General features: G+C 65.0%; 17 protein-coding genes and 1 pseudogene. 8 read left to right on the forward strand and 10 right to left on the reverse strand.

What is annotated here, in order from left to right; all coding sequences use genetic code 11:
* Positions 1–46: 46 nt before the first annotated feature.
* Entirely contained in the window at positions 47–2,461 is a 2,415-nt protein-coding gene (locus tag NJT13_RS00115) for a PAS domain-containing sensor histidine kinase (RefSeq protein WP_254523478.1), read from the reverse strand.
* A gap of 914 nt (positions 2,462–3,375) precedes the next feature.
* Complete coding sequence (locus NJT13_RS00120) at positions 3,376–3,753, reverse strand: winged helix-turn-helix transcriptional regulator (RefSeq protein WP_254523479.1); 378 nt, start codon at positions 3,751–3,753, stop codon at positions 3,376–3,378.
* Positions 3,754–4,053: 300 nt separating this feature from the next.
* Here NJT13_RS00120 and NJT13_RS00125 point away from each other — a divergent pair, with 300 nt between their 5' ends.
* Positions 4,054–4,248, forward strand: a complete 195-nt coding sequence (locus NJT13_RS00125) for a hypothetical protein (RefSeq protein WP_254523480.1) — start codon at positions 4,054–4,056, stop codon at positions 4,246–4,248.
* A 26-nt stretch (positions 4,249–4,274) separates the two neighbouring features.
* Here the strand turns inward: NJT13_RS00125 and ddfA are convergent, their stop codons facing one another.
* The 7 genes from ddfA to NJT13_RS00160 all read right to left on the reverse strand — a co-directional run bounded on the left by ddfA (position 4,275) and on the right by NJT13_RS00160 (position 12,876).
* Positions 4,275–4,604, reverse strand: coding sequence for a DdfA family disk-determining factor (gene ddfA, locus NJT13_RS00130; protein WP_254523481.1), 330 nt, complete (start codon positions 4,602–4,604; stop codon positions 4,275–4,277).
* A gap of 970 nt (positions 4,605–5,574) precedes the next feature.
* Complete coding sequence (locus NJT13_RS00135; protein WP_254523482.1) at positions 5,575–5,919, reverse strand: hypothetical protein; 345 nt, start codon at positions 5,917–5,919, stop codon at positions 5,575–5,577.
* A gap of 206 nt (positions 5,920–6,125) precedes the next feature.
* A complete protein-coding gene (locus NJT13_RS00140; protein ID WP_254523483.1) occupies positions 6,126–6,782 on the reverse strand; it encodes a MaoC family dehydratase in 657 nt (218 codons plus the stop codon).
* A gap of 204 nt (positions 6,783–6,986) precedes the next feature.
* Positions 6,987–7,814 (reverse strand): alpha/beta fold hydrolase, encoded by an 828-nt coding sequence (locus tag NJT13_RS00145; protein ID WP_254523484.1) that lies wholly within the window; start codon positions 7,812–7,814, stop codon positions 6,987–6,989.
* A 116-nt stretch (positions 7,815–7,930) separates the two neighbouring features.
* Positions 7,931–9,520 (reverse strand): uracil-xanthine permease family protein, encoded by a 1,590-nt coding sequence (locus NJT13_RS00150; protein WP_254523485.1) that lies wholly within the window; start codon positions 9,518–9,520, stop codon positions 7,931–7,933.
* A gap of 126 nt (positions 9,521–9,646) precedes the next feature.
* Entirely contained in the window at positions 9,647–10,138 is a 492-nt protein-coding gene (locus tag NJT13_RS00155) for a hypothetical protein (protein WP_254523486.1), read from the reverse strand.
* 506 nt (positions 10,139–10,644) lie between these two features.
* Positions 10,645–12,876, reverse strand: coding sequence for a VWA domain-containing protein (locus NJT13_RS00160; RefSeq protein ID WP_254523487.1), 2,232 nt, complete (start codon positions 12,874–12,876; stop codon positions 10,645–10,647).
* 34 nt (positions 12,877–12,910) lie between these two features.
* Between NJT13_RS00160 and cobN the strand changes: the two genes are divergently transcribed.
* From cobN to NJT13_RS00180, 5 genes and pseudogenes are all read left to right on the forward strand, one after another.
* Complete coding sequence (cobN, locus tag NJT13_RS00165) at positions 12,911–16,801, forward strand: cobaltochelatase subunit CobN (protein WP_254523488.1); 3,891 nt, start codon at positions 12,911–12,913, stop codon at positions 16,799–16,801.
* A gap of 64 nt (positions 16,802–16,865) precedes the next feature.
* Positions 16,866–17,615 carry a precorrin-8X methylmutase gene (locus NJT13_RS00170; RefSeq protein ID WP_254523489.1) on the forward strand — a complete coding sequence of 250 codons (750 nt, stop codon included), beginning with the start codon at positions 16,866–16,868 and terminating at the stop codon, positions 17,613–17,615.
* Positions 17,612–18,445 (forward strand): cobalt-precorrin-7 (C(5))-methyltransferase, encoded by an 834-nt coding sequence (locus tag NJT13_RS00175; protein ID WP_254523490.1) that lies wholly within the window; start codon positions 17,612–17,614, stop codon positions 18,443–18,445. The genes NJT13_RS00170 and NJT13_RS00175 overlap by 4 nt, the downstream gene beginning before the upstream one ends.
* 85 nt (positions 18,446–18,530) lie before the next feature.
* Positions 18,531–18,629 (forward strand): annotated as a pseudogene (locus NJT13_RS23345) (DUF7557 family protein); the annotation flags it as partial.
* A 327-nt stretch (positions 18,630–18,956) separates the two neighbouring features.
* Entirely contained in the window at positions 18,957–19,352 is a 396-nt protein-coding gene (locus NJT13_RS00180; RefSeq protein ID WP_254523491.1) for a CopG family ribbon-helix-helix protein, read from the forward strand.
* 53 nt (positions 19,353–19,405) lie between these two features.
* Here the strand turns inward: NJT13_RS00180 and NJT13_RS00185 are convergent, their stop codons facing one another.
* On the reverse strand, positions 19,406–19,573 hold the full coding sequence (locus tag NJT13_RS00185) for a hypothetical protein (RefSeq protein ID WP_254523492.1): 168 nt from the start codon (positions 19,571–19,573) through the stop codon (positions 19,406–19,408).
* Between the two features lie 268 nt (positions 19,574–19,841).
* Between NJT13_RS00185 and NJT13_RS00190 the strand changes: the two genes are divergently transcribed.
* Both NJT13_RS00190 and NJT13_RS00195 read left to right on the forward strand, forming a co-directional pair.
* Positions 19,842–21,155, forward strand: coding sequence for a cobyrinic acid a,c-diamide synthase (locus NJT13_RS00190; protein ID WP_254523493.1), 1,314 nt, complete (start codon positions 19,842–19,844; stop codon positions 21,153–21,155).
* A gap of 72 nt (positions 21,156–21,227) precedes the next feature.
* Positions 21,228–22,010 (forward strand): 3-oxoacyl-ACP reductase family protein, encoded by a 783-nt coding sequence (locus NJT13_RS00195; protein WP_254523494.1) that lies wholly within the window; start codon positions 21,228–21,230, stop codon positions 22,008–22,010.
* Positions 22,011–22,067: the final 57 nt, after the last annotated feature.

Consider the following 22,067-nt stretch of genomic DNA (forward strand, 5'->3'; position numbering starts at 1 on the left):
TCGATCGGCTCTCCGGGGGTGAACAGTACTCGAGACTGCATTCGAGTCACGCGGGAAGCGTAAACGAGAACGTCGCGCCTTCTCCCAGTTCGGACTCGACCCAGATGTCACCGCCATGGCGTTCGACGATGCGCTCACAGAGTGCGAGGCCGATACCCATCCCGTTGTACTCCTCACGGCTGTGGAGCCGATCGAAGATCGTGAACACCCGCTCTTGGTAGTCTGGGTCGATGCCGATGCCCTCGTCTTCGACCGAGATCACCCACTCCTGACTCCGCCGATCGGCGGTGACGTGGACCCGCGGCGGGTGCTCGCCGCTATACGTAATCGCGTTGTCGAGCAAGTTCTGGAGTAATTGCCGGAGCTGGCTCGCGTCACCGTCGACGCGAGGGAGGTCCTCGGTCGTGATCTCGGCGTCGGTCTCCTCGGTCTGGAACTGTAGGTCCGCACGGACGTCCTCGAGAACGGTGTTCAGGTCGACGGGTTCGAACGAATCACCGTGGGTTTCGACCCGCGAGTATTTGAGCAGGCCGTCGATCATCTCGCGCATCCGCTCTGCGCCGTCGACGGCGAACTCGAGGAATTCCTCGCCGTCTTCGTCGAAGGCATCGCCGTATCGCTGTTCGAGCAACCGGAGGTAACTCGTCACCATCCGAAGCGGCTCTTGCAGATCGTGGGAGGCGATGTATGCGAACTGCTCGAGTCGCTCGTTCGACTCCTCGAGTTTCCGTTCGTACTCTTTCCGGTCACGGATATCCCGGGTCACCCCGCACCGGCCGGTGCGACCGTCGCCGTAATGGTAGGGGCGGAACCGAGTTTCCACGGGGATAGTCGCTCCATCCGCCGTCTCGAATTCGTACTCGAGGACGCCGACCTCACGCTGGCCGGTGACGATCTCGGCTTCCATCTCGTTGGCGGCTTCGTTTACCGCCTCACTGTTGATGAGGGTCGGAGGTTCTCCCAGCAGTTCTTCGCGTTCGTAGCCGACGAGTTCGCAGAACGCTTCGTTGACGAGGACGAATCGATCGTTCTCGTCGAGGGCGTATACGCCGTCCCAGACCGTTTCAACGGTTTGCTCGTAACGTTCTAACTCCTGTTGCCGCTCCTTGCGCTCGGTGATGTCGCGGAAGTAGACCGAGAGGCCTGTTTCGGACGGGTACACCCGGACGTCGAACCATTTTTCGAGGGAGGGGAGTTGTTCCTCGTAGGAGACGAATTCTTGCGCCTCGAGCGCGTGGCGGAACGCCTCATCGCCGCGCGTCTCGCGGGCGTCGGGAAACACGTCCCACACCGCTTCGCCGAGTAATTCCGCTTCAGAGCGTTGAAGGAGTTTTGCCGCCTGCTCGTTGACGTGGGTAAACCGGAGCTGATCGTCGACGGCGTAGAACGCGTCGGAGATTCGGCCGAGAATTCGCTGGAGTTCGCTTTCGAGGTTCTGTTCGCGTCGATACCGATCGGTCATATCACGGGTGACTTTCAAGAATCCACGGACGGTTCCGTCGTCGGCCCGAATTGCAGCGATCGTGACGTTCGCCCTGAACCGCGTTCCGTCGTTCCTGATGCGCCATCCCTCGTCTTCGATCGAGCCCGTCTCGGCCGCTTGCTCGAGATTTCGTTCGGGAACGCCCGCTGCTCGATCTTCTTCGGTGTAGAACGTCGAAATGTGTTCGCCCAGCACCTCGTCTGGCCTGTAGCCTTTGATCCGTTCGGCACCAGCGTTCCAGCTGCGGACGTAGCCGTCCGCATCGAGCATGAAGATCGCGTACTCCTCGACGGCGTCGACCAGCGTTTCGAACCGCGTCTGCTCGTCCCGCAGGGCGCGTTCTGATCGTTTCTGTTCGGTAACGTCGTAATAGAGTTCGACGCGGCCGCCGGCGAACGCGCCGGATTCGATCGGCTTGCTCCGGTGCTCGAGCCAGCGCGCGTCGCGACCTTCGCCCGCGGTCACGTGACACTCGAACCGTTCTGCGTACGTATTCTCCTCGTAGGTTGCCAACACTGTCTCGGCGAGCGAGTCTCCGTCCTCGACGATCGGAGCGATCCGATCCTCGACGAGTTCGCGCTTATCCCGCCCGATGACGTACGCGCGATCGAGGCCGAAATACCGTTCGAGCGTGTCGTTGATCCAGGCCACGTTGTACTCGTCGTCGAGGACGAACACCCCCACGGCAGCGTCATCGAGAACGTCCTCGACGAGAGAGTCGGCGACGGTCGGCCGCTCCTCGGCGTCGCCGGCTCGAGTACCGGTCGGCTGGTGCGGTCGCCACCACACGCGGCCGTTCGACCCCGCTTTCTTGGTCTCCAATTCGCCGTGGTCGACGAGTCGCTCGAGGCGCTCGTACGTGCTTCGGCGACCGAGGTCGAGTTGATCCGCCACCTCGATCGTCGTCTGTGGGGCTCCGAAAGCGTCGAAAAGCGCGAGTGTCTCTCGGAGACTTTCGGTCAGCGAACTCTTGGTCACGACAGTATACGACAAGGTACTTTACAGTATAAACCCTCCGCCCACGGAGGACAAAGGCGCGCCCGGTGGCCCGCTGGTCGGGAAACTGGCGGTAGACCACCCGCAGATCAGCGGGTGCTCGACTTCGAACGCGGTACCCTCACCTCTCTCGCGGGGGATACCCCACGAGACTCGGGTCGGAACGCCGATACTGTCCGATCGTCCCGACACGGGCGTGGCGCGTCGGTCCGCATCCAGGACGGCGACGGGCCGCCGAAATCGGTCGTGCGGCGATTCACGCACGGCCTCGAGGCCGAGGTTCTCTCGCTTTCGACAGAGAGACGGTTCCCTCGAGCGGGACCGGTCAGCCGTCTTCCTCGATTCGAGAAAAGGAGCGACTGCCACACTCACAGCCGCTTCGGGAACCGAACGGTATGATCTGCCCGCCAGAATCGCGCGTCGATGCATACACTGATCCACAATCGTCGCAAGCCGCGAGAAAACGGCTCCACCTCTCGTCGCCTCCTGTCACTTACTATTTAGTATAGATACCAAATCACTTAGGTCCACCCGAATCGGAAACCGACAGTCGACGGTTCCGGCACCGAAACACCGATCGCGACGAACGCGGTCAATTCGAGTATCCGCAACGTCAGTCCGACCCTCTCTCGTTTGTCGTGGAAGTTCCCCGCGACGGACTCCCGTAGTACGCGACGAGGGAGAGGTCGGCGGCGCTGCCAAACGATAGCAACACGCCGATGGACCAGTACGACTCGAGCCCCGAGAACGCGGCGGGACCCATTCACCCGGAACTGCGCGACCGAGTACACTCGCAGACGAGTTTGCGAAACAGCAATTCCGTTCCGTCCGGACGCGACCGTCGAAGTGTGGCGTGATTTACACTCGCTTTGGGTCAATTCTGTCTCGCCCCTTCCTTAGCCCCCGGATCCGATCCCGTCGTCCATGTCTTCAGCCCACTCGAGAAGGGGCTCGAGGTGGTGACTCAGGTCTCGACCGGTCTCCGTGAGTTCGTACTCGACCCGCGGTGGAATTTCAGCATACTGTTCGCGGGCGAGAATTCCGGCCTCGACGAACTCGTCGAGTCTCTTCGAAAGCGTCGAACTGCTCACTTCGTCGAACGTCTCCTCGATGTCTCCATACCGTGCCGGGCCGATCGCACCGACCACACAGACGAGTTGCATCGCGTAGCGACGGCTGAGGAGATCCATCACTCCTCCGAGCGGACAGAGACAGTCGTGGTCGTTCTTCGGCGAGGGTGGCGCGTCTGTTACTGTGTCGGAGGTGTCCACCATAGGTTTCGTTCACCGCACCGGGCCTTATACTTTGATAGTGGCAGTATTGCTAGTTCGGGTTCCAAAGCTACTCTTCGTCCGTGGATAGCGTGGCTCGCGGCGAGCGGTCGGACGGTGGCCGAGTGGGAGGAACCCGCCGACGTTCGACGCGTACTGACAGAACCGATGCCAGCGTCCGGTTGCGAAAATACAGTTTTGAACACTATGTATGGAATACAATGGAGTAGCATGCCCAAAATCGAATAGTATGTTCAGATTTATCGGACAAACTCTTTGCGAATGACTGTCAAACATCATCATATGGACGACGTGGTAATCGATCTAGATGGGAGGGCGGAAGTAGATCTGCAGACCGTAGACGTTGGAGTCGCGGGAGACACGGTCGCGTTCGGAATCGAGGGAGTAATTCGGGAGGTCGATGATGACGTTCTGGATGGCCTCAGCGGGAAGTCTCTCACCCCGACGGAGATTCACTTTTCCGTGGCCGACGACTGAGCGGGTTCGCCGAGTGTGGGTGAGCGTTACCGGGGTTTCCCGTCGGAACGATGGAGGGAGATGATTCCGTCGGCTTGGATACGAACGACGTAATCGTCGTATCGAAAGGAGACGCGGCCGCCGGAGTCGCGCGGTGTCCCGTCAGAGAGCGGCCGAAACAGCGCATCGAGGGCGTCAGAATCGACGAAATCGGCAAGCACGGCTAATTCTTCCGGTTCGGTATCGGTGAGTGTGGTAACTGCCCGGATGAGTTCCCCACTGACCAGGTCCGAACTCGGATCGAAGGTCGTCCGATAGCGCTGCTCCCCCGGTTTGTCGCTGTGGCGATCAGAATCACCGTCGTGGTGGTCGGTCATTGTCTGTGGATCAGAAGCGAGTACGAACTGTGTGAGACGCCTCACGCGTGTCGACCGCCGCGCGAACGAGACGCCCCCACTTGAGTCCCACTACCTCGAGCGGCACCGGTCACACAGTGTGTATCGTCCCAAACTGTACACCTCGTACATCTAGATACCGCCGCAACTCGAATAAAGGTGGCGAGCGACGCGTCACGGAGTCGACCGAACAGTCGACGGAGACCGCGTACTTTGACCCAAACCGACCGACTACCGAAGTCACTCGAGACCGCGGATAGCGGTCTCGAGAGGAATCCGGCCCACTCGAAGGCCGACCCTCACCGATCGGAACGAACGCCGCGCCGGCGTTTCGGCGTTCCGGAGTCACGTGCCCGTGCGAATAGGTCCATCGTTTCTTGCTATAAACAATAGATATAAGTCTGCACGAGTCAACAATCAGAACGGACGTGGCTCTCTCCGAGTCACAGGGGGCGTCCGCGCACCTGTTCCGTGTGCGATCGGCAGCCGACACGTGGACTCCACGCACCGCGCTTCGAAGCCGCGACCCCGAACAGGTCGACGCGATACCTCTCCCCGGGCGGTCAACGGTATCCCCGCGAGGTGCCGTCGGATCCGAATTCGAACGCCGAACAGCGACCGCCGTGTTCGGCATACCCGACGGGGTGACTCGAGCGGCGTCCACTCACCGCCGCTCGAGTCGCGGCGGACAGTCGGGCCGCCGACGCCGGCCGATCGATCCGCCGTCGTCTCGAACCCATCACCTCGATTGCCCCGTCGGCGTCCGGCCCGCGGTCATGGCTCGAGCGAGCCGGTTTCCGTTCGAACGGTCGTTTCGCCGGTCGGGTATCGTTCTCTCGATCGGCTATTCCCGGGTGCGCCGGTCGATCCTCGGCGCGCGAATCCGGCCCGATCCGGTCCGAATTCTCGAGTGAACGACGGTCCGCCGGGAACGGTCGGACGCGGCGTCCGGCTATCGACACCCGGAGAACGACTCCTCGTGGCTGTCGTCCGCGAGCCACGACCGGACCCGATCGACCAGGGCGGCGGCGACGGTCTCTGCGATGCGGTCGGGCGATTCGGAGAGGTCCCAGACGTACTCGCCGCGCCGTGTGACGGACTCCCATTCGACGTAGTCGTGGCGGTCTAACTCGAGCAGGACCGACTCGAGGGCGGCCTCGTCGAAGCGGTAGCCGAGTGCGTTCTCGATCGCCGTGTTCAACTGGGCTGTCGTCGCGAGAGTGCGGTCCTCGCGGTCGTGTTCGGCGAACGGACGCGCGGCGCGTGGGGTCGGCGGTGATGGCGGCCGATCGGTCATCGTCGGCCGCCGATTGCGACGGGAATTGCTTTACTCTAACTGACGACTGCGGCGAGGTCGAACGGCGGCGGCGGTGCCGGTGTCTGCCCCCATCGCTATCTGGAGACTGTCACCGGGGAGTCCGTCTCGGCGCCCCGAGTGACCGGATACTCCGTGGCGATTTCCGATCTAATTCTCGGATATCGGAGGTTCGACCGCCCTCCGCGCTAGTACTCGCCTGCCGGATCGCTGAGGATGATAACGGCTTCGCCGTCGATGACCGTGTCGCCGTCTCCGCTGACGACCTGCGTGTGTAGTCGGTACCGACCACCGCCGAGGGATTCGACGATTTCACACGAGGCAGAGACCGTCTCGCCGATCTCGACCGGCCCGGTGAACTCTAGATCCTGCGAGAGGTAGACCGTCGTGCCGGGAAACCGGGCCAGCGCGGCGCTGATGGTCCCGGCGACGAGCGCTCCGTGGGCAATTCGGCCGCTGAACCGGGTATCTTCGGCGAATCCGGGCTCGAGGTGAAGCCGGTTGGTATCGCCGGATATCCGCGAGAAAGCGGTGACGTCGGCGTCCGCGATCGGTTTACTAAATCGGACGTAGTCGCCGACGCCGAGTTCGTCGTACTCGTCAGTCGAACGTTCCATGAGCCAGGCCTCGTCGCCGAAAGCGACCCCGTCGACCGAGTCGGTCGCTGTCGTCGACGCTGACTCGGATCGAGACCCATCGCTGGACGAAGGGGAGACTCCCATCGCTGCGAGGAGAGCGTTGTTGGCCTCGACGTAGCTATTCAGGACGTGTTTCGAGATGCTCGTCCAGTTCGTTGGTGATGATGCGGACTCGACGCGTTCGGAATCGGGGCAGTGACTACTCATTGTGCTGTGGCGAGCGCTGTCGTTCTGGGGACGCTTCCGTGTCGACTACGACAGCCAGCGCCTTTGTCGTATCCCCAAATCATATGGGGAACTGACACATACGGCGGCCCCTCCGAGCCCCGGCCGTGAGTCGCGACCGCTCGTTCGTCTGCGTCTCGCGTGAGGGCTGGTGCACGACGCGGTCGGAAGGGCCCTCGAGCCGACCTACGCTGCGGAGTGGTCGTCGAGAAAGTCGGCCGCCGCCGCGTTGAACGCGCCCGGACGATCCTGATTGACGAGGTGACCGGACTCGGTGAGTTCGAGTCGGTCGCCGTCGGCGACGGACGAGACGATCTGACGGCCCTGTCGTTTGACCAGCGGGGCTTCCTGTTCGCCGTGGACGACGAGCGTGGGCGTTTCGACGCCCGTCAGCTCGGGTGGGTCGTACCGGTACAGGGCGTCGAAGATCTTTCGGAATTCGGCCGACGAAATGTCGCCCACGTCGGCGATCGCCTCGGCTCTGATATCGGGGTCGACGGACAGCCACCGCTCGCCGGTCGCCGCCTGGATCGAGTACAGCATCGATTGGAACGTCCCCGTCGTTCCCGACAGCGATAAGGACGTGGTCAGCGCCGGTAGCGGTGTCCAGAGGTGCTTCAGACCACTCGGTAACTCGACCGGCGGCATCGACCGAACCGCCCCGCCCAGGATCGCTGCCGCGGCACTCGCAGGGTGGCGATCCAGAAACTCCTGGATGACCATCGATCCGAGCGAGAGCCCGCAGAGAATCGGCCGCTCGATCTCGAGTCGGGAGAGCAGCGCCTCGAGATCGTCAGTGAAGAGTTCGATCGAGTAGCGGTCGGGCGCCGTCGCACCGGTGTTTCCGTGACCGCGAACGTCGAGGGTGACGACCTGATACTCGTCCGCGAAGTGGTCGACCTGGGGGGCCCAGGCTTCACCGTTCATCCAGCCACCGTGGACGAACACCAGCGGCGGGCCATCACCGATGGTCCGGTACCAGATCGTGCCGTCCTCGAGCGCGAGTTCTGCCATAGCAGCATTCAGGTTCGCCCGCTATTAGATCGGTTGGTTGCGTCTGCACGACGTGCGAACGTGACCGTCACGTTTCCGGCCGGACTGGGCCTCCCTCGCGGGGCAGCGTTCGGGTTTCAGCGTTCGTGTCCCGCATCGTCCTCGAGCCAGCGGTCCCAGAACGAATCGAACTCGGATTCGGATTCCGTGAGCCGGTCCCAGTCGGCGAGGCCGCGCTCCTCGCGGGTTCCCGGCACGGTGTTGTCGAGAAACAGTGCAACGAGGCCGCCGACCGCCATTCCGGTCGAGCCGATGATGTAGACGGTGTCGACGACGGCCTGTGCAGCGGCCTCGATCGGGACCGCGACGGCCGACCCGCCGATGCCGGTCGCGGTCACCACGGCGGCGACCGTTCCCTCGAGGCCGACGGCCCCGCGAAACGCGATCGTGCTCTCGAAGTTGCCCATGTACGCGGGTATCGCCAGCCCGACGAAGAGGGCGAAACCGATGATGAACGTGTTTCGCGAGGAGTCGAGATCGACGTGACGGAGGTTCGAGATCCCGACGGCGACGATCTGGCCGAACATGGCGATGAAGAGGCCGCCGACGATCGGATCTGGAATCGTCGCGATCAACTGCCCGAAGTACCCCACGAAGCCGACGACGATCATGACGGCGGCCCCGAGCTGAACGACGTATCTCGAGGCGACGCCGGTCAGCCCGATCGCGCCGATGTTCTCGGAGTACGACGTCGAACCGCCGGTGCCCATAATACCCGAGAAGACGTTCATCAGTCCCTCCATCCCGATCCCGTGGTTGATCCGTTTCTCGCTCGGGGCGCCCGACCCGGAGAGGTTCGCCACCGCGTAGTAGTCGCCGATGCTCTCGACGATCGAAGCGAGGACGCCGGCGAACATCCCGATGACGAACGCCGTCGTGAACTGCGGGGTGCCCCACTGAAGCGGGTAGATCGGCAGGAGCAGCCTGGCGTCCGCGACCTGCCCGAGCGGCACGTGCCCGGGGTGGCCGACGCCGATGACGCCGAACGCGGAGGCGGCCGCGGCGACGACCCAGGCGATCACGAGCGCCAGAATGACCGGGTAGAGTCTGAACGCCTTGTGTCTGACCTCGAGATACTGCGAGAACAGGATAATGAGCCCGAGCGTGAGGCCGAGCAGCGGCCAGCTCTGGTTCGCCGTGGTTATCTGGGGCGCGTCGAACAGCGCCAGGCCGATCAGCGCGATGGTCGGCGCGACGACGACCGGCGAGAGGAATCGGCGGAGTTTCCCGACCAGTCCGAAGTATCCCATCGCGACTTCGACAGTTGCGGCGACGATGATCGCACCCTGGAGCTGTAGCAGTGCGGCTTCCCAGGTCGGTTGGCCCTGGACGCCCCCCGCCGTGACGACGCCGACGATAGCCAGTGCGGGTGCGAGCATCGAGAACGGCGCCCCCTGGACGATCGGATATCGGTTGCCGACCGTCGTCTGTGCGAGGGTCGCGATCCCCGAGACGACGAAGAAGGTGCCGACGAATCGGGCCGTCACGTTCGAGGGCATCCCCATCGCCCCCGCGAGAATCAACGGCACTGCGATATTGGCACCCACCATCGTCAGATAGTGCTGGATTCCCAGCACGATCGATTCGGCGAGCGGCGGTCGCTCGTCGATCCCGTACTCGATATCGTCCCCGGCCGTCCTCTCGACCGCCGATTGCTCCCCCGTCATCGATAGTCGCCGACTATCAACCGAGGACGCGCATAGGGCTGTTGATTCGCGACCGTCGTTGGTCCCGGCTCGTGACGGCGTTCGGGCGGTCCCACGGGACGCGCCGAGGAGGATGCCCGTGCCCGCTCAGTACCGATTTCGCTCCGCAGCGTATCCCCGCCGGAGCGTCTTCACGACGTTTGTCACGGCGGCCGCCTCGGTCGCGCCGAATCCGAGCGCGACCTGCCAGTCCGCCGCGTCGGCAGTCCCGATGTAGTTCCCGAAGGCGACGTCGATCGCCCCCTCGTTGTACTCGTCGCTGTCGAGTCGGCCGTCGCCGTGTCGATTGCGCCAGTCCGCGCAGTCGTTCTCGGTCTCCGCGTAGATGTCGTTCCAGGCGCTCTTTCCCGCCCCGTCCGTTCGACCGATACGCTGTCCGTCGAAGGTCGTCTTCTCGCCCGCCCGATGGCCGACTGCGACGTGCCAGTCGCCGCCTCGAGCCACGACGAGATCGTATCCCCCGCGACCGGTGGTCCACGCCTCGTTGCGTCGGTCGTCGATCGCCGGGTTCAGGAGCGTGCAGATCGTCCGCTCGTTGTCGCCGAATTTGTCGTCGTAATCGTGGCCGTATCCGTCCATCGATCGAGACTGCCGGGACGCCGCTCGCTTTCCGGACCGAGACGTTCCGACCGTTATCGCGTACGTTCGCCGTGTTTACTTCGCCGTTGTCCCAGACGAACGTGTGGAGGCCCGCGATGCGGAGCGCGTCGTCGAGGCCGCTGATGGCTTCGAAAACGCCACCGGTGTTGCCGAGGTAGTCTCGATGTTCTCGAGCGGAAATGCGGACGTCGTTCCGTCCCGCTGCCGTAACCGCGTCGCTTTCCGCGTCCCCTTCCGCGGCGGCGTCGGCGCTCGAGGCCGCCGAAACCGTGTTCGTCCCCGATACCAGCCCGACACCGAGGAGGGCGCGTGCGCTCGCTTTCAGTATCGATCGTCGAGTCGATCCCCGTGACATCGCCGGATGTTACGCGACCCATACTCATAAAATAAATTATATATTTATGGTGGATTTTTGTTGTATTGAAACGTGTGATTGAGGGGCAACACTTCCTTCGAGGCGAACCGAGACGGGGTCGGTGGCAGCGCTAGAACTCCTTCGAATCGGTCGCTGCGCGACCCGCAGCGGACCGGACGGTCTCGGCCGACAACGCGGAAAGATCGACCAGTTCGCCGTCCGTTTCGCGCGCGATCGTGGCCGAGAGGGTCGCGCGCGTCTCGGCCCCGGCGTCGACGACCAGGACTCGAGCATCCGTCGTCGCGAGCGCTCGTGCTGCGGTGCGCGTCTCGGCCGTCGGACTGCCCTCGGCGACGTTCGCACGACCGTCGGTCACGAGGACGACGACCGCTGCGTCGGTGTCGGTCCGTTCGAGGGCCCGTCGCGTGGTCTCGAGACCGGCCGAGAGGGGGGTCCGATCGCCGGACGGGAGGTCCTTGAGGTGGCGAGCGGCGAGGGAGACGCTATCGGTCGGCGGGAGCAACACCTCGGCGTCCTCGCCGGCGAAGGCGACGAACGCGACCCGATCGCGGTGTTCGTAGCTGTCGCGCAGGAGTTCGAGGACGACGCCCTTGGCGGTCCGCATCGCCGGTCGCATCGAGGCGCTCGCGTCGACGGCGAAGACGACCGTCACCGACGTTTCGCCCGACCGAACGGATCGTCGAAGATCCGCCTCCTCGACCTGCGATTTGCCGCGGCTCGCGGCCGACCGAACCGAGGCTGCGGCGTCGACGGGGCCATCGCCCGACGCGGGTTCGGTGCGAATTCGAGCGCCACGATTGTCGACGCTCGGGACCGACTTCGCTCTGGATCCCGACGTCGCCCCGGAAGTCGTGCTCTCGGTCCGCGGCGCCTCGAGATCCGGCGGGGTTGCCTCGCCGATTTCGGCCCGCTGCTTGCCCGGAACGAGCGGCGCGGCGCGTTCGTCCTCGCCGCGGTCGGGCCTCCGTTCGTCCTCGCCAGGCTCGTCGCCCTGATTCTCGACATCGGTGTCGGCGGTTACCCGATCGGACGAGGCCGGTCGAGAGTCGCCCCCGCGTCGCCCTGGATCGGAGTCGTCACCGTCAGTGTCGAGGTCACCCGAATCGTCATCATCGCCATCGCCCGTCTCGCTCGAGCGGTCGTCATCGGAACCGTCGGTATCGCTCGAATCGTCACGACCGGAACCGTCGGTGTCGTGATCGCTCCCGTCTCGGTCGCGATTATCGCGGTGGTCCGCCTCGCCCGATTCGGCGTCCGATTTCCCGTCGTCCCCGTTGCTCTCGCCGGGCGCACCGTCGTCCGAGACGTCGTCGAACCTGTCCTCGAGCAACTCGTCTATGTCCGGTTCGTCGTCGAACGGCGCACTTCGGAGTCGGTGGGGGAGTGCGTACGTCGCGGCCTCGTGGATATCGGATTCGATGACGGTCTCCCGGCCCTCGAGTGCGGCCAGCGTCATCGCGGTTCGAGCCGTGGCGACGTCACCGCGATGGCCGTCGACACCGGCCTCGAGACAGAGGGTGGCGATTTGGGCTTTGAACTCGGTCGGAAGATCCACGCCGGGGAGTCGGTCTCGGGCGGCGGCCAGATCGGTGCGAAGCGCCGCGACGTCGTCGGCGTACACCGTCTCGAGCGCGGTGTCGCCGCTGTCGTCGTCCCCGAGTGCTCTGTCGATTATTTCGACGCGGTCGTCGACGTCCCGACAGCCCTCGACGGTGGCTTGCAAGGCAAAGCGATCGCGGAGCTGGGGTCGCAACTCTCCTTCTTCGGGATTCATCGTGCCGATCAGGGTAAAATTCGCGGGATGAGTGACGCTGATACCATCGCGTTCGACGGTGTTGATGCCGCTCGCCGCCGCGTCCAGGATCACGTCGACGAGGTGATCGTCCAGCAGGTTGATCTCGTCGACGTAGAGAACGGCGCGATTCGCTCGGGCCAGCAAGCCGGGATCGAAGTCGGCCTCGCCCGCGAGTGCGTCCTCGACGGAGAGGGTACCGACGACGCGGTCCCGCGTCGCACCGAGGGGAAACGTGACGAGCGGGACCGGCCGACTCTCGACCGGGAGGTCGTCGGGATCACGCCCGCGACACGCTTCGCACTGCACCCCGTGGTCGTCCGGCGAACACCCGTACGGACAGTCCGCGACGACACGCTGCTCCGGGAGGAGTTCGACGAGCGCCCGAACGGCGGTCGACTTCGCGGTTCCTTTCTCTCCGACGATGAGCGCCCCGTCGAGACCGTCGTTCGCAGCGACGGTAAGCAACACGCGTTTCAGGTCCTCCTGTCCGACGATCGCCGGAAACGGGAGTGACGATAGCTTTTTGCCCTCGGCGTATGCAACCATATTTGCGTTAATACAATAGAGGTTTAAAAACGCGATGGCACGCATCGGTATTTACACCGCGACGGAGAACGAACTCGGCTCGATCGGTCGAGCCGCGGAGCGTCTCGAGGGCATCGAACTGGTCGTCCGCTCGGAGAGCGACCTCGCGGACGAAGCCGCCGTCGAGGAGTTCGTCGAGGAATTGCGCGACGCCGCGGCAGCGATTTTCTGGCTGCACGGGGCCGAAGACAGTATGCCGGGCTACGACTACGCGAGGGATGCGCTCGCCGAAGCGGGCGTTCCGCTGATCGTCAAATCGACCGGCGACGCGTTCGCCGTCGAGGACACGACGGTCGCGCCACCACACCGCGACGTCGTTTCCGACTACCTCGAGAAGGGCGGAACGATCAACGTCGAAAATCTGTGTCGGTTCCTCGTCGCCGAGTACGAGGGCCGACCCGTCGAGTACGACGAGCCGGTCGGGCTGCCCACGGAGGGGGTGTATCACCCCGACTATCCGGGAATCGAGTACGACGACCTGCTCGCGACGTTCGATCCCGAGAAGCCGACGGTCGCGATCTGGTTCTACGAGTCCCACTGGACGCACGAGAACACCCGCTACGTGGACGCGCAGGTCCGGGCGCTCGAGGCACAGGGTGCGAACGCCCTTCCGATCTTCTGTAATCCGGCGACGGATACCGACGAGCAAGAAGACGCCGAGTGGGTGACTGACAACTGGCTCCTCACTGACACCGACTACCCGATCGTCGACGCCGTCCTGTCGTCGTTCATGTTCTCCCTCTCGATGGACGAACGGGGCCGGAGTGCCAGTGACGAAGGCTCCAGCGCCGAAGAGGTCTTCCTCGACCGTCTCGGCGTCCCCGTCCTGCAGACGGTCACCACGATGCGTTCGCGGTCGCGCTACGAGTCCAGCGACACGGGCGTGATGGGCTTCGAACTCGCCCTCTCCGTGGCGCTGCCGGAGTTCGACGGAAACGTCGTCACACACCCCATCTCGGGGAAAGAGCGCACCGACGACGAGGCGGGCATCGGTTCCGCGCCGAAGCATCACTTCCCGATCGAGGATCGGATCGACCACGCGACACGGCTGGCCGTCAACTGGGCCCGACTCCGACACACGCCCAACGAGGACAAGCGGGTCGCGGTCGTCCTGCACAACTACCCCCCGAGCGACGACGGGATCGGGACCGCGTTCGGCCTCGACAGCCCCGAATCGACCGTCAACCTGCTCTCTGAACTCGAAGAGCGCGGGTACGACCTGGGCGACGAGGTGCCCGAAAGCGGGCAGTCGCTCGTCGGTCGGCTGACGGCACAGCTCACGCTCGAGGACCGCTGGGTCGCCCCGGAAGACGTCCGGGAGTTGTCGGTCGACGTGGTGTCGCCGGACGCGTACCGGCGGTGGTTCGACGCGGCGGACGAGCGGTTTCAGGAAAACGTCGTCGAAGAGTGGGGCGATCCGCCGGACCGGCCGTTCGCGATCCCCGGCGTCGAGTTCGGCAACGTCCTCGTGACCGTCCAACCGCCGCGCGGGTTCGGGATGGACCCCTCGAAGGTCTACCACGACTCGGACCTCCAGCCCCTACACGACTATTACGCGTTCTACGGCTGGTTGCGTAACAGCTTCGAGTCCGACGCGATCGTCCACCTCGGAACCCACGGCAGCCTCGAGTGGCTCCCCGGGAAGACCGTCGGACTGAACGGCGAGAGCGCGCCCGATCAGTTGATCGACGACGTCCCGAACGTCTACCCGTACATCGTGAACAACCCCGGCGAGGGGACCCAGGCCAAGCGCCGCTCGTACGCGGCGATCGTCGACTACCTCACGCCGGTCATGCGGTCGGCGGGCACCTACGACGAACTCTCGGAGCTCGAGGAGCTCGCGAATCAGTACCGCGAGGCCGGTATGGAAGACGCTCGAACGGACGACGGCGACCACCTCGAGACGCTGATCCGCGAGACGGTCGAGGAACTCGACCTCGCCGTCGAACTCGGGGTTTCAGGAACCATCGACGAGGAGGCCGACGTCCGTGGTCCCGACGAGGCCGGCTCGACGCTCGCCGAGGGCGACGTCGACGGCGACGACCTCGAGATCGACGACCTCGTCGAGCGAATACACGAGTATCTCACCGACGTGAAGACGACCCAGATCCGGCTCGGACTCCACACCATGTCCGAACCGCCCGAGGGCGAGCGCCTCGTGGAGTATCTCGTCGCGCTCACTCGGCTCGAGAACCCCGGCGCGCCGAGCCTGCGCGAGAGCGTGGCCGGCGCACTCGGCGTCGACTACGAGACCATGCTCGAGTCGCCCGGCGAGTACGACGACGCCCTCGGGATGACGTACGCCGAAGCCGCGGACGCGGTCTACGAGACCAGCGTCGAGCTAATCGAGACGCTCGCGGCGCACGACTTCGACGTGCCGGCATCGGAGCGGGAAGCCGGCCCGAACGACGAGGTGAACACCAACCTGCTCGTGGTCGACCTCGAGACGATCGGCGACGGGCGAGCGAAATCCGGGGCCCACGACGACCTTCGGGAGGCGCTCGCGTTCGTTTGTGATGAAGCAAAGCCGCGCGTTCAGGGGGCCGAGGACGAGATTCCACGAACCGCTGACGCGCTTTCGGGAGCGTACGTCCCACCCGGAGGCTCGGGTGCGCCGACCCGCGGCGGCGTCGATCTGCTGCCGACCGCGCGGAACTTCTACACCCTCGATCCGCGGAAGGTTCCGGCGAAAGCCGCCTGGCAGGTCGGCAGCGAGGTGGCCGAGGGCGTCCTCGAGCGCCATCGCTCCGAGAACGGGGCGTATCCCGAAGAGATCGGTGTGGTAGCGTGGGGAACCCCCACCGTCCGCACCCGCGGTGAGACGATCGCCCAGGTGCTCGCGATGATGGGCGTCGAACCGCAGTGGACCGACGCCGGCCGGATCGACGACGTCGAACCGATTCCCCTCGAGACCCTCGGGCGGCCGAGAATCGACGTGACGACGCGCGTTTCCGGGCTCTTTCGGGACGCCTTCCCGGCTGTCGCGGGGGTGATCCACGACGCCGTCGACGCGGTCGTCGATCTCGACGAACCGCTCGAGATGAACTACGTGAAGAAACACGTCGAGGAGGACCGGGCCGAACTCGAGGCCGCAGACGGACTCGACGAATCGGACGCCAGAAAAGCGGCGAAACACCGCGTCTTCACGACCCGGCCCGGCGGCTACGGCGCCGGGACTAACAAGGCCGTCGACGAGGGCAACTGGGACGACCGGTCCGATCTCGCAAGCGTCTACGTCCAGTGGGGCGGCTACGCGATGGGCTCGAGAGGACGCGTCTCCGACGCCCACGACGCGTTCGAACGGCGGCTCTCGAGCGTCGACGCGACCGTCAAACTCGAGGACACGATGGAACAGGACGAGTTCGACTCGTCGGACTGGTACGCCTTCCACGGCGGATTCATCTCGGCCGTCTCCGAAATCTCGGGCGAGGAACCCGCCTCGTACGTCGGCGACTCTTCGGACCCCGACAACGTTTCGGTCTATACGAACGAAGAGAAGGTCCGCAAAGCCATGCGTGCGCGCGTTCTCAACCCCGACTGGCTCGAGTCGATGGAGGACCACGGCTACAAGGGCGCCGGCGATCTCTCGACGACCGTCGACGTGACGCTGGGCTGGGACGCGACGACCGGCGTCGTCAGCGACATCCTCTGGGCGGAGGTCGCCGAGAAGTTCGCCTTCGACGACGATCGACAGGAGTGGATGCGCGAGGTGAATCCGTGGGCGCTCGAGTCCATCACGGACACCCTGCTCGAGGCGATCGAGCGCGATCTCTGGGACGCCGACGACGGGACGATCGACCGCCTTCGCGATCTGAACCTCGAGGTCGACGGCGACCTCGAGGGGCGGACGACCAACGAGGCCGTGGGGGTAGCAAACGATGACTGACGGCGGCGCGGCGGCGGTCGACCGTCTTCGGCCGGCAGCCGATACTCGCGGAACGTGATCCACGATGAGCGACAGCCAGGAGTTCGAGACGGAGTACGCGGATCTGGGCGCAACGACACGGAACGCGATGGACATCGCACAGACGAGCATGGATATCGTCCGGCAGTTCACCCCGGACGAGACGCTGGCCGATCGGATCCGACAGAAGTCGGTCCACTCGATGGGCGATATCGAGTTCCAGCACCTACTCGCGTTCACCGGGTGTGACGAGGTCGGCGACGACGCGGACGCGCCCGTTCGAGCCGGCGCGCGGGCCGTGCTCGAGGAGGCACCCATCGTCACGGACATCACGATGGTGAAAGCCGGTGTCACGGGCCGGGGTCACGACTGCGAGGTCTCGAAGGCGATCGGTCACGGGAAGGAACTCGCCGAAGAAACGGGGATGACCCGGACCGCCGCGTCGATGCTCGAACTCGACGAGGCCGACGCCTTCGAGGGCGCGATCGTCACGATCGGGAACGCGCCGACGGCGGCGCTGGCGCTCGCCGACTGCATCGAGCAGGGGACGCGGCCGGCGGTCGTGGTCGCAACCCCCGTCGGCTTCGTCAAGGCCGAGGAGAGCCGCGAGCGCATCCGCGCCGTCAGCGAGGAGTACGGCGTGCCGGCGATCACGCACGTCGGCCGCCGCGGCGGGAGCGGGCTGGCCGCCGCGCTGACGAACGAACTGATCCACGTCGCGACGGACGTCCGGACCGACGGCCTCGAGTTGGGCCTCGACGCCGAGACGCGAGCCGAAACCGGCGAGAACCGATGAGCGGGGACTACGACCTCGACGCGGGACCGGATCCGGCGAGATTCGCCGCGGGTGGTGCTGAGCCGGATATAAACGAGGAGATGGCGGACCCGGTCTACGCCGTCGGCGTCGGTCCCGGGAACCCGGAGTACCTCACACCGCGTGGAGAGCGAGCGATCGGTGAGGCGGACGTCGTCGTCGGCTTTGCGACCGTCGTCGAGTTCGTCGCGGAGAAGACGGACGCCGACCTCCTGACCTGCGGGTACGAGGACGAAGCCGCGACACTCGAGGAGTTCGCCGACCGCGTCGCGGCCGGCGAGTCCGGGACCGCCGTCGCGATGGGCGATCCCAACCACTCCGGCTATCAGTTCGTCGGAAAGGTACAGGACGCCGTCGAACGCGCTTCCAGGAACCCCGATTCGCACGCCCATCGGGACGCCGTCGAACGCGGGGAGTCCGACGTTCCGGTTCGTATCGTTCCCGGCATCTCGTCGCTCCAGGTCGCCGCGAGCCGCGCCCGAACGCCGATGGAGGACGCGGAGTTCGTGACGCTCCACAAAAGCGGCGACCTCGAGTCCGACATGGACCGACTCGCGGCCGCGGTTCACGATCGGCATCTGCTCGTGCTTCCGCGGCCCTACGATCGGATGCCCGCCGATATCGCCGCCTCTCTGCTCGAGCAGGGCGCCGAACCGACGCTCGAGGCGCTCGTCCTCGAGCGATTGACCCACGACGACGAGGAAATCCATCGGTTCACGCTCGCGGAGCTGTCGGAATTCGCCGGGGGGAGCGGACGAGACGACACGCCGTTTTCCGATCTGGTCGTGCTCGCGGTTCGCCAGCCGGTGTAGTCGGTCGTCGAACCGGAGAGAGTACGACGGCCCTGCTCTCTTCCGGGTCGCCGTCAGACGACTCCGTTCGAGCCCCACCATCGAGATGAGCGAAGACCTCCGCGAGGAAATCGACGGCCACCTCGCGGACGGCGAGCGCCGCGAGGAGTTCATCGCCGAACTCGTCCACCACTACGAGGCCGGAGGCAACTTCGCGTGGGAGGGAGACGGCGGCCCGCCGTCGCGATGGTCTCGTCGCGGGTCATTTCCCCGGCCACCTGGTCGAGTCGGTCGCGAGCCCGTGATCCGGCTCCACTCCGGGGACGGCACCGAGTGCGACCGCGCCGAGGAGGACACTGACCGATTCGCTCGGTACCACTGCTCTCCGAGAGACAGCGCAGGCCACTCGCGGAGGAGTTGTTACACAGATTCGAGGAGAAAGCCCACGACTTCAGTCGTGGGGGTAGTCACTATCGAAACGGGGGAGAGCACGATGCAGAGGACGTTTGCCTCGTCGGGACGAGGTGCGGGTATGCGAACGAGTTTCAACATTCCCGACGAAATCGTCGAGGAATTCGACCGGGTGTGGCAGGAGCAAGGGATCGAGAACAGATCACGTGCTGCCAGAGAGGCGATGCTCGAGTACATCGAATCACACACCAAACTCGAGGAGACGAGCGGCGAAGTCATCGCGCTCGTCGGGTTCGACTATCGCCACCACGAGGTGATCGGTGCCCTCCACGCCGTCCAGCACGACTATCAAGACGTGATCCAGAACACGAGCCACACGCACCAGGGCGAGTGGTGTTTGGAGTCTCTCTTCTGTCGGGGGCCGGCCGAACAGGTGCGCGAACTCACCTATCGTCTCCGCGATTTCGACGGTGTCCGGCGGGTCAAAGTCATGGTCATTCGCGAGAGTACCGAGTAGCTGAACCGGTCAGTTACCGTCGCTCGCTTCGTACGGCCCACCACCGTCGCTCGCTACTCGTCGCCCTCGTATTCGCGAAGCACCGTCGACACGGTATTCGAGACTTCCTCGAGTGCGACGTCGTTGGTCTTCCTGAGGTCGCCCTCCTCTCGAGCGGCACTCAGGTGGCGAAGCGCCTTCTGAAGTTCGCGTTCGGTCTCGGTTCGGTGGTCACCGCTCATGGTTCGAGGGAGCGGTCGTAACCGACTCAGGCGGTTAAACTCGTCGGTAGTGCGAACTGTTCACACCGTTCGTCGGCGGCCGAAGGCGCGCGTCGCAGTCGACGGAAACAGCCGAAGGCGGGTGCACCATCTCGTCGCGCGTCGGAGCGATCTCCGATGGGTTCAAGTACAATTGTACTAATACAAATAAAGCAATGGTAAAACTCCCGCAGTCCACGGTGCGTGACCGACCGATGGAGGCGACGGCCCTCGGCCCGGAACGGGGACGATGAAAGGGATCGTCCTCGGCGGTGTCAGCTCCGGCGTCGGAAAGACGGTCGCGGCGCTGTCGGTGATCCGAGCGCTCGAGTCGGCCGGGTACGCGGTCCAACCGGCCAAGGCGGGACCGGACTTCATCGATCCGAGCCACCACGAGGCGGTCGCGGGTCGCCCCTCCCGGACGCTCGATTGCTGGCTCGAGGGGAAAGACGGGCTTCGACGGAACTACCACCGCGGCGAAGGCGACGTCTGCGTCGTCGAGGGTGTGATGGGGTTGTACGATGGCGACTGCTCGAGTACCGCTCTGGTCGCGGAGGCCCTCGAATTGCCGGTGGTCCTCGTCGTCGACGCGAACGCGGGCATGGAGAGCGTCGCGGCGACGGCGCTCGGGTTTCGCGAGTACGCCGAGACGATCGGTCGCGATATCGACGTCGCCGGCATCGTCGCCCAGCGCGCACACGGCGGACGCCACGAACGGGGAATCCGTGACGCCTTGCCCGACGATCTCGAGTACTTCGGTCGCATTCCTCCCTCGAGCGACCTCGAGATACCCGATCGACATCTCGGCCTCGAGATGGGGGCCGAAGCCGCGCTGCCGACTGACGCGCTTCGGGCGGCCGCCGACTCCCTCCGGATCGAGCGACTGGCGGCCGTCGGGAGCGAGCCGCCGGCCCCCGAGACGCCGATCGAGCCCGCCGAGTCGGTCGACGCCACGGTCGCCGTCGCCAGCGACGGGGCCTTCTGCTTTCGGTATCCGGCGACGATCGACCGTTTCCGGGAGCGGGCGGAGGTGATCTCGTTCTCGCCAGTTGCGGGCGATCCCGTCCCCGACTGCGACGCTGTCTATCTTCCCGGTGGGTATCCCGAACTCCACGCCGACGAACTCGAATCGGCCGGCACCCTCACGGAACTGGGCGACCGCGCTGCCGAGGGGCTCCCCGTCCTCGGCGAGTGCGGCGGACTGATGGCGATGAGCCGATCGCTGACCACGACCGACGGCGAACGCCACGCCATGGCCGGCATCCTTCCGTCGGACGTGCGGATGCACGATCGGTATCAGGCGCTGGATCACGTCGAACTCGAGGCGATCGGGAGAACGCTGACGGCGAACGCCGGCGAGCGGATTCGAGGCCACGAGTTCCACTACTCGAGCGCCGCGGTCGACGACGACGCCCGGTTCGCATTCGAGACGGTCCGCGGCGACGGCATCGACGGCGACCACGACGGCCTGACCGAGTACCTGTCGCTCGGCACGTACGTCCACGTCCACCCCGAGAGCGGGGCGTTCGACCGGTTCCTCGAGCGCGTCGCGACGGCGAACTGACGCTCGCGCGGTCATTCACGGATTCTGAAACCGAGTCAAGTAGTTAACACGAACGATCGCGTACGAGCTAGTATGGCCGAAACCGTTCACCGACTCGAACCCCTGGAGCGCAAGCCGCTTTCCGACCGCACCTGTCTCGTCACCGGTTCCTCACGCGGGATCGGTCGCGAAATCGCGTTCGAACTCGCCCGCTGTGGTGCCGACGTGGTGGTCAACTACCGCTCGTCCGAGGACCGTGCGCTCGAGGTGACCGAAACCATCGAGGAAAACGGCGAGACGGCGATCCCGGTGCAGGCTGACATCTCCGAGCCGGCGCAGGTCGAGCGGATGGCCGAGGACGTCCACGACGAACTCGGCGGGATCGACGTGCTGGTCAACAACGCGGGAATCACCGTCGATCGAACGTTCGAGGACATGACGTACGAAGACTGGACGGCCGTCATCGACGTCAATCTGAACGGGACCTTCAACTGCACGAAGGCGTTCTACGAGGACGTCAAAACGTCGAACCACGGCAGGCTGATCAACATCTCGAGCGTCGTCGGCCAGCAGGGCAACTACGGCCAGGCGAATTACGCGACCTCGAAGGGCGGACTGTTCGCCTTCACCCGGACGTTGGCGCTGGAACTCGCCAGCCACGGTTCGACGGCCAACTGCGTCGCGCCCGGTTTCACCGAGACGGACATGCTCGAGAAGGTGCCCGATCGGGTCCAGAACAAGATTCGAGCGGACATCCCGCTTGACCGGTTCGCCGAACCGTCGGACATCGTCGGGATGATCCGGTTTCTCGCCAGCGATCAGGCGGAGTACATGACCGGGCAGGTGCTCGGCATCAACGGCGGCATGGAGTGGTAGCGACGGACTGCGTCGAGTCATCGCGAGAGTCGTCGGTGCGACGAGTTGCCCCACTCC

The sequence above is a fragment of the Natrinema caseinilyticum genome (genome assembly GCF_024227435.1).
GTDB lineage: Archaea > Halobacteriota > Halobacteria > Halobacteriales > Natrialbaceae > Natrinema > Natrinema caseinilyticum.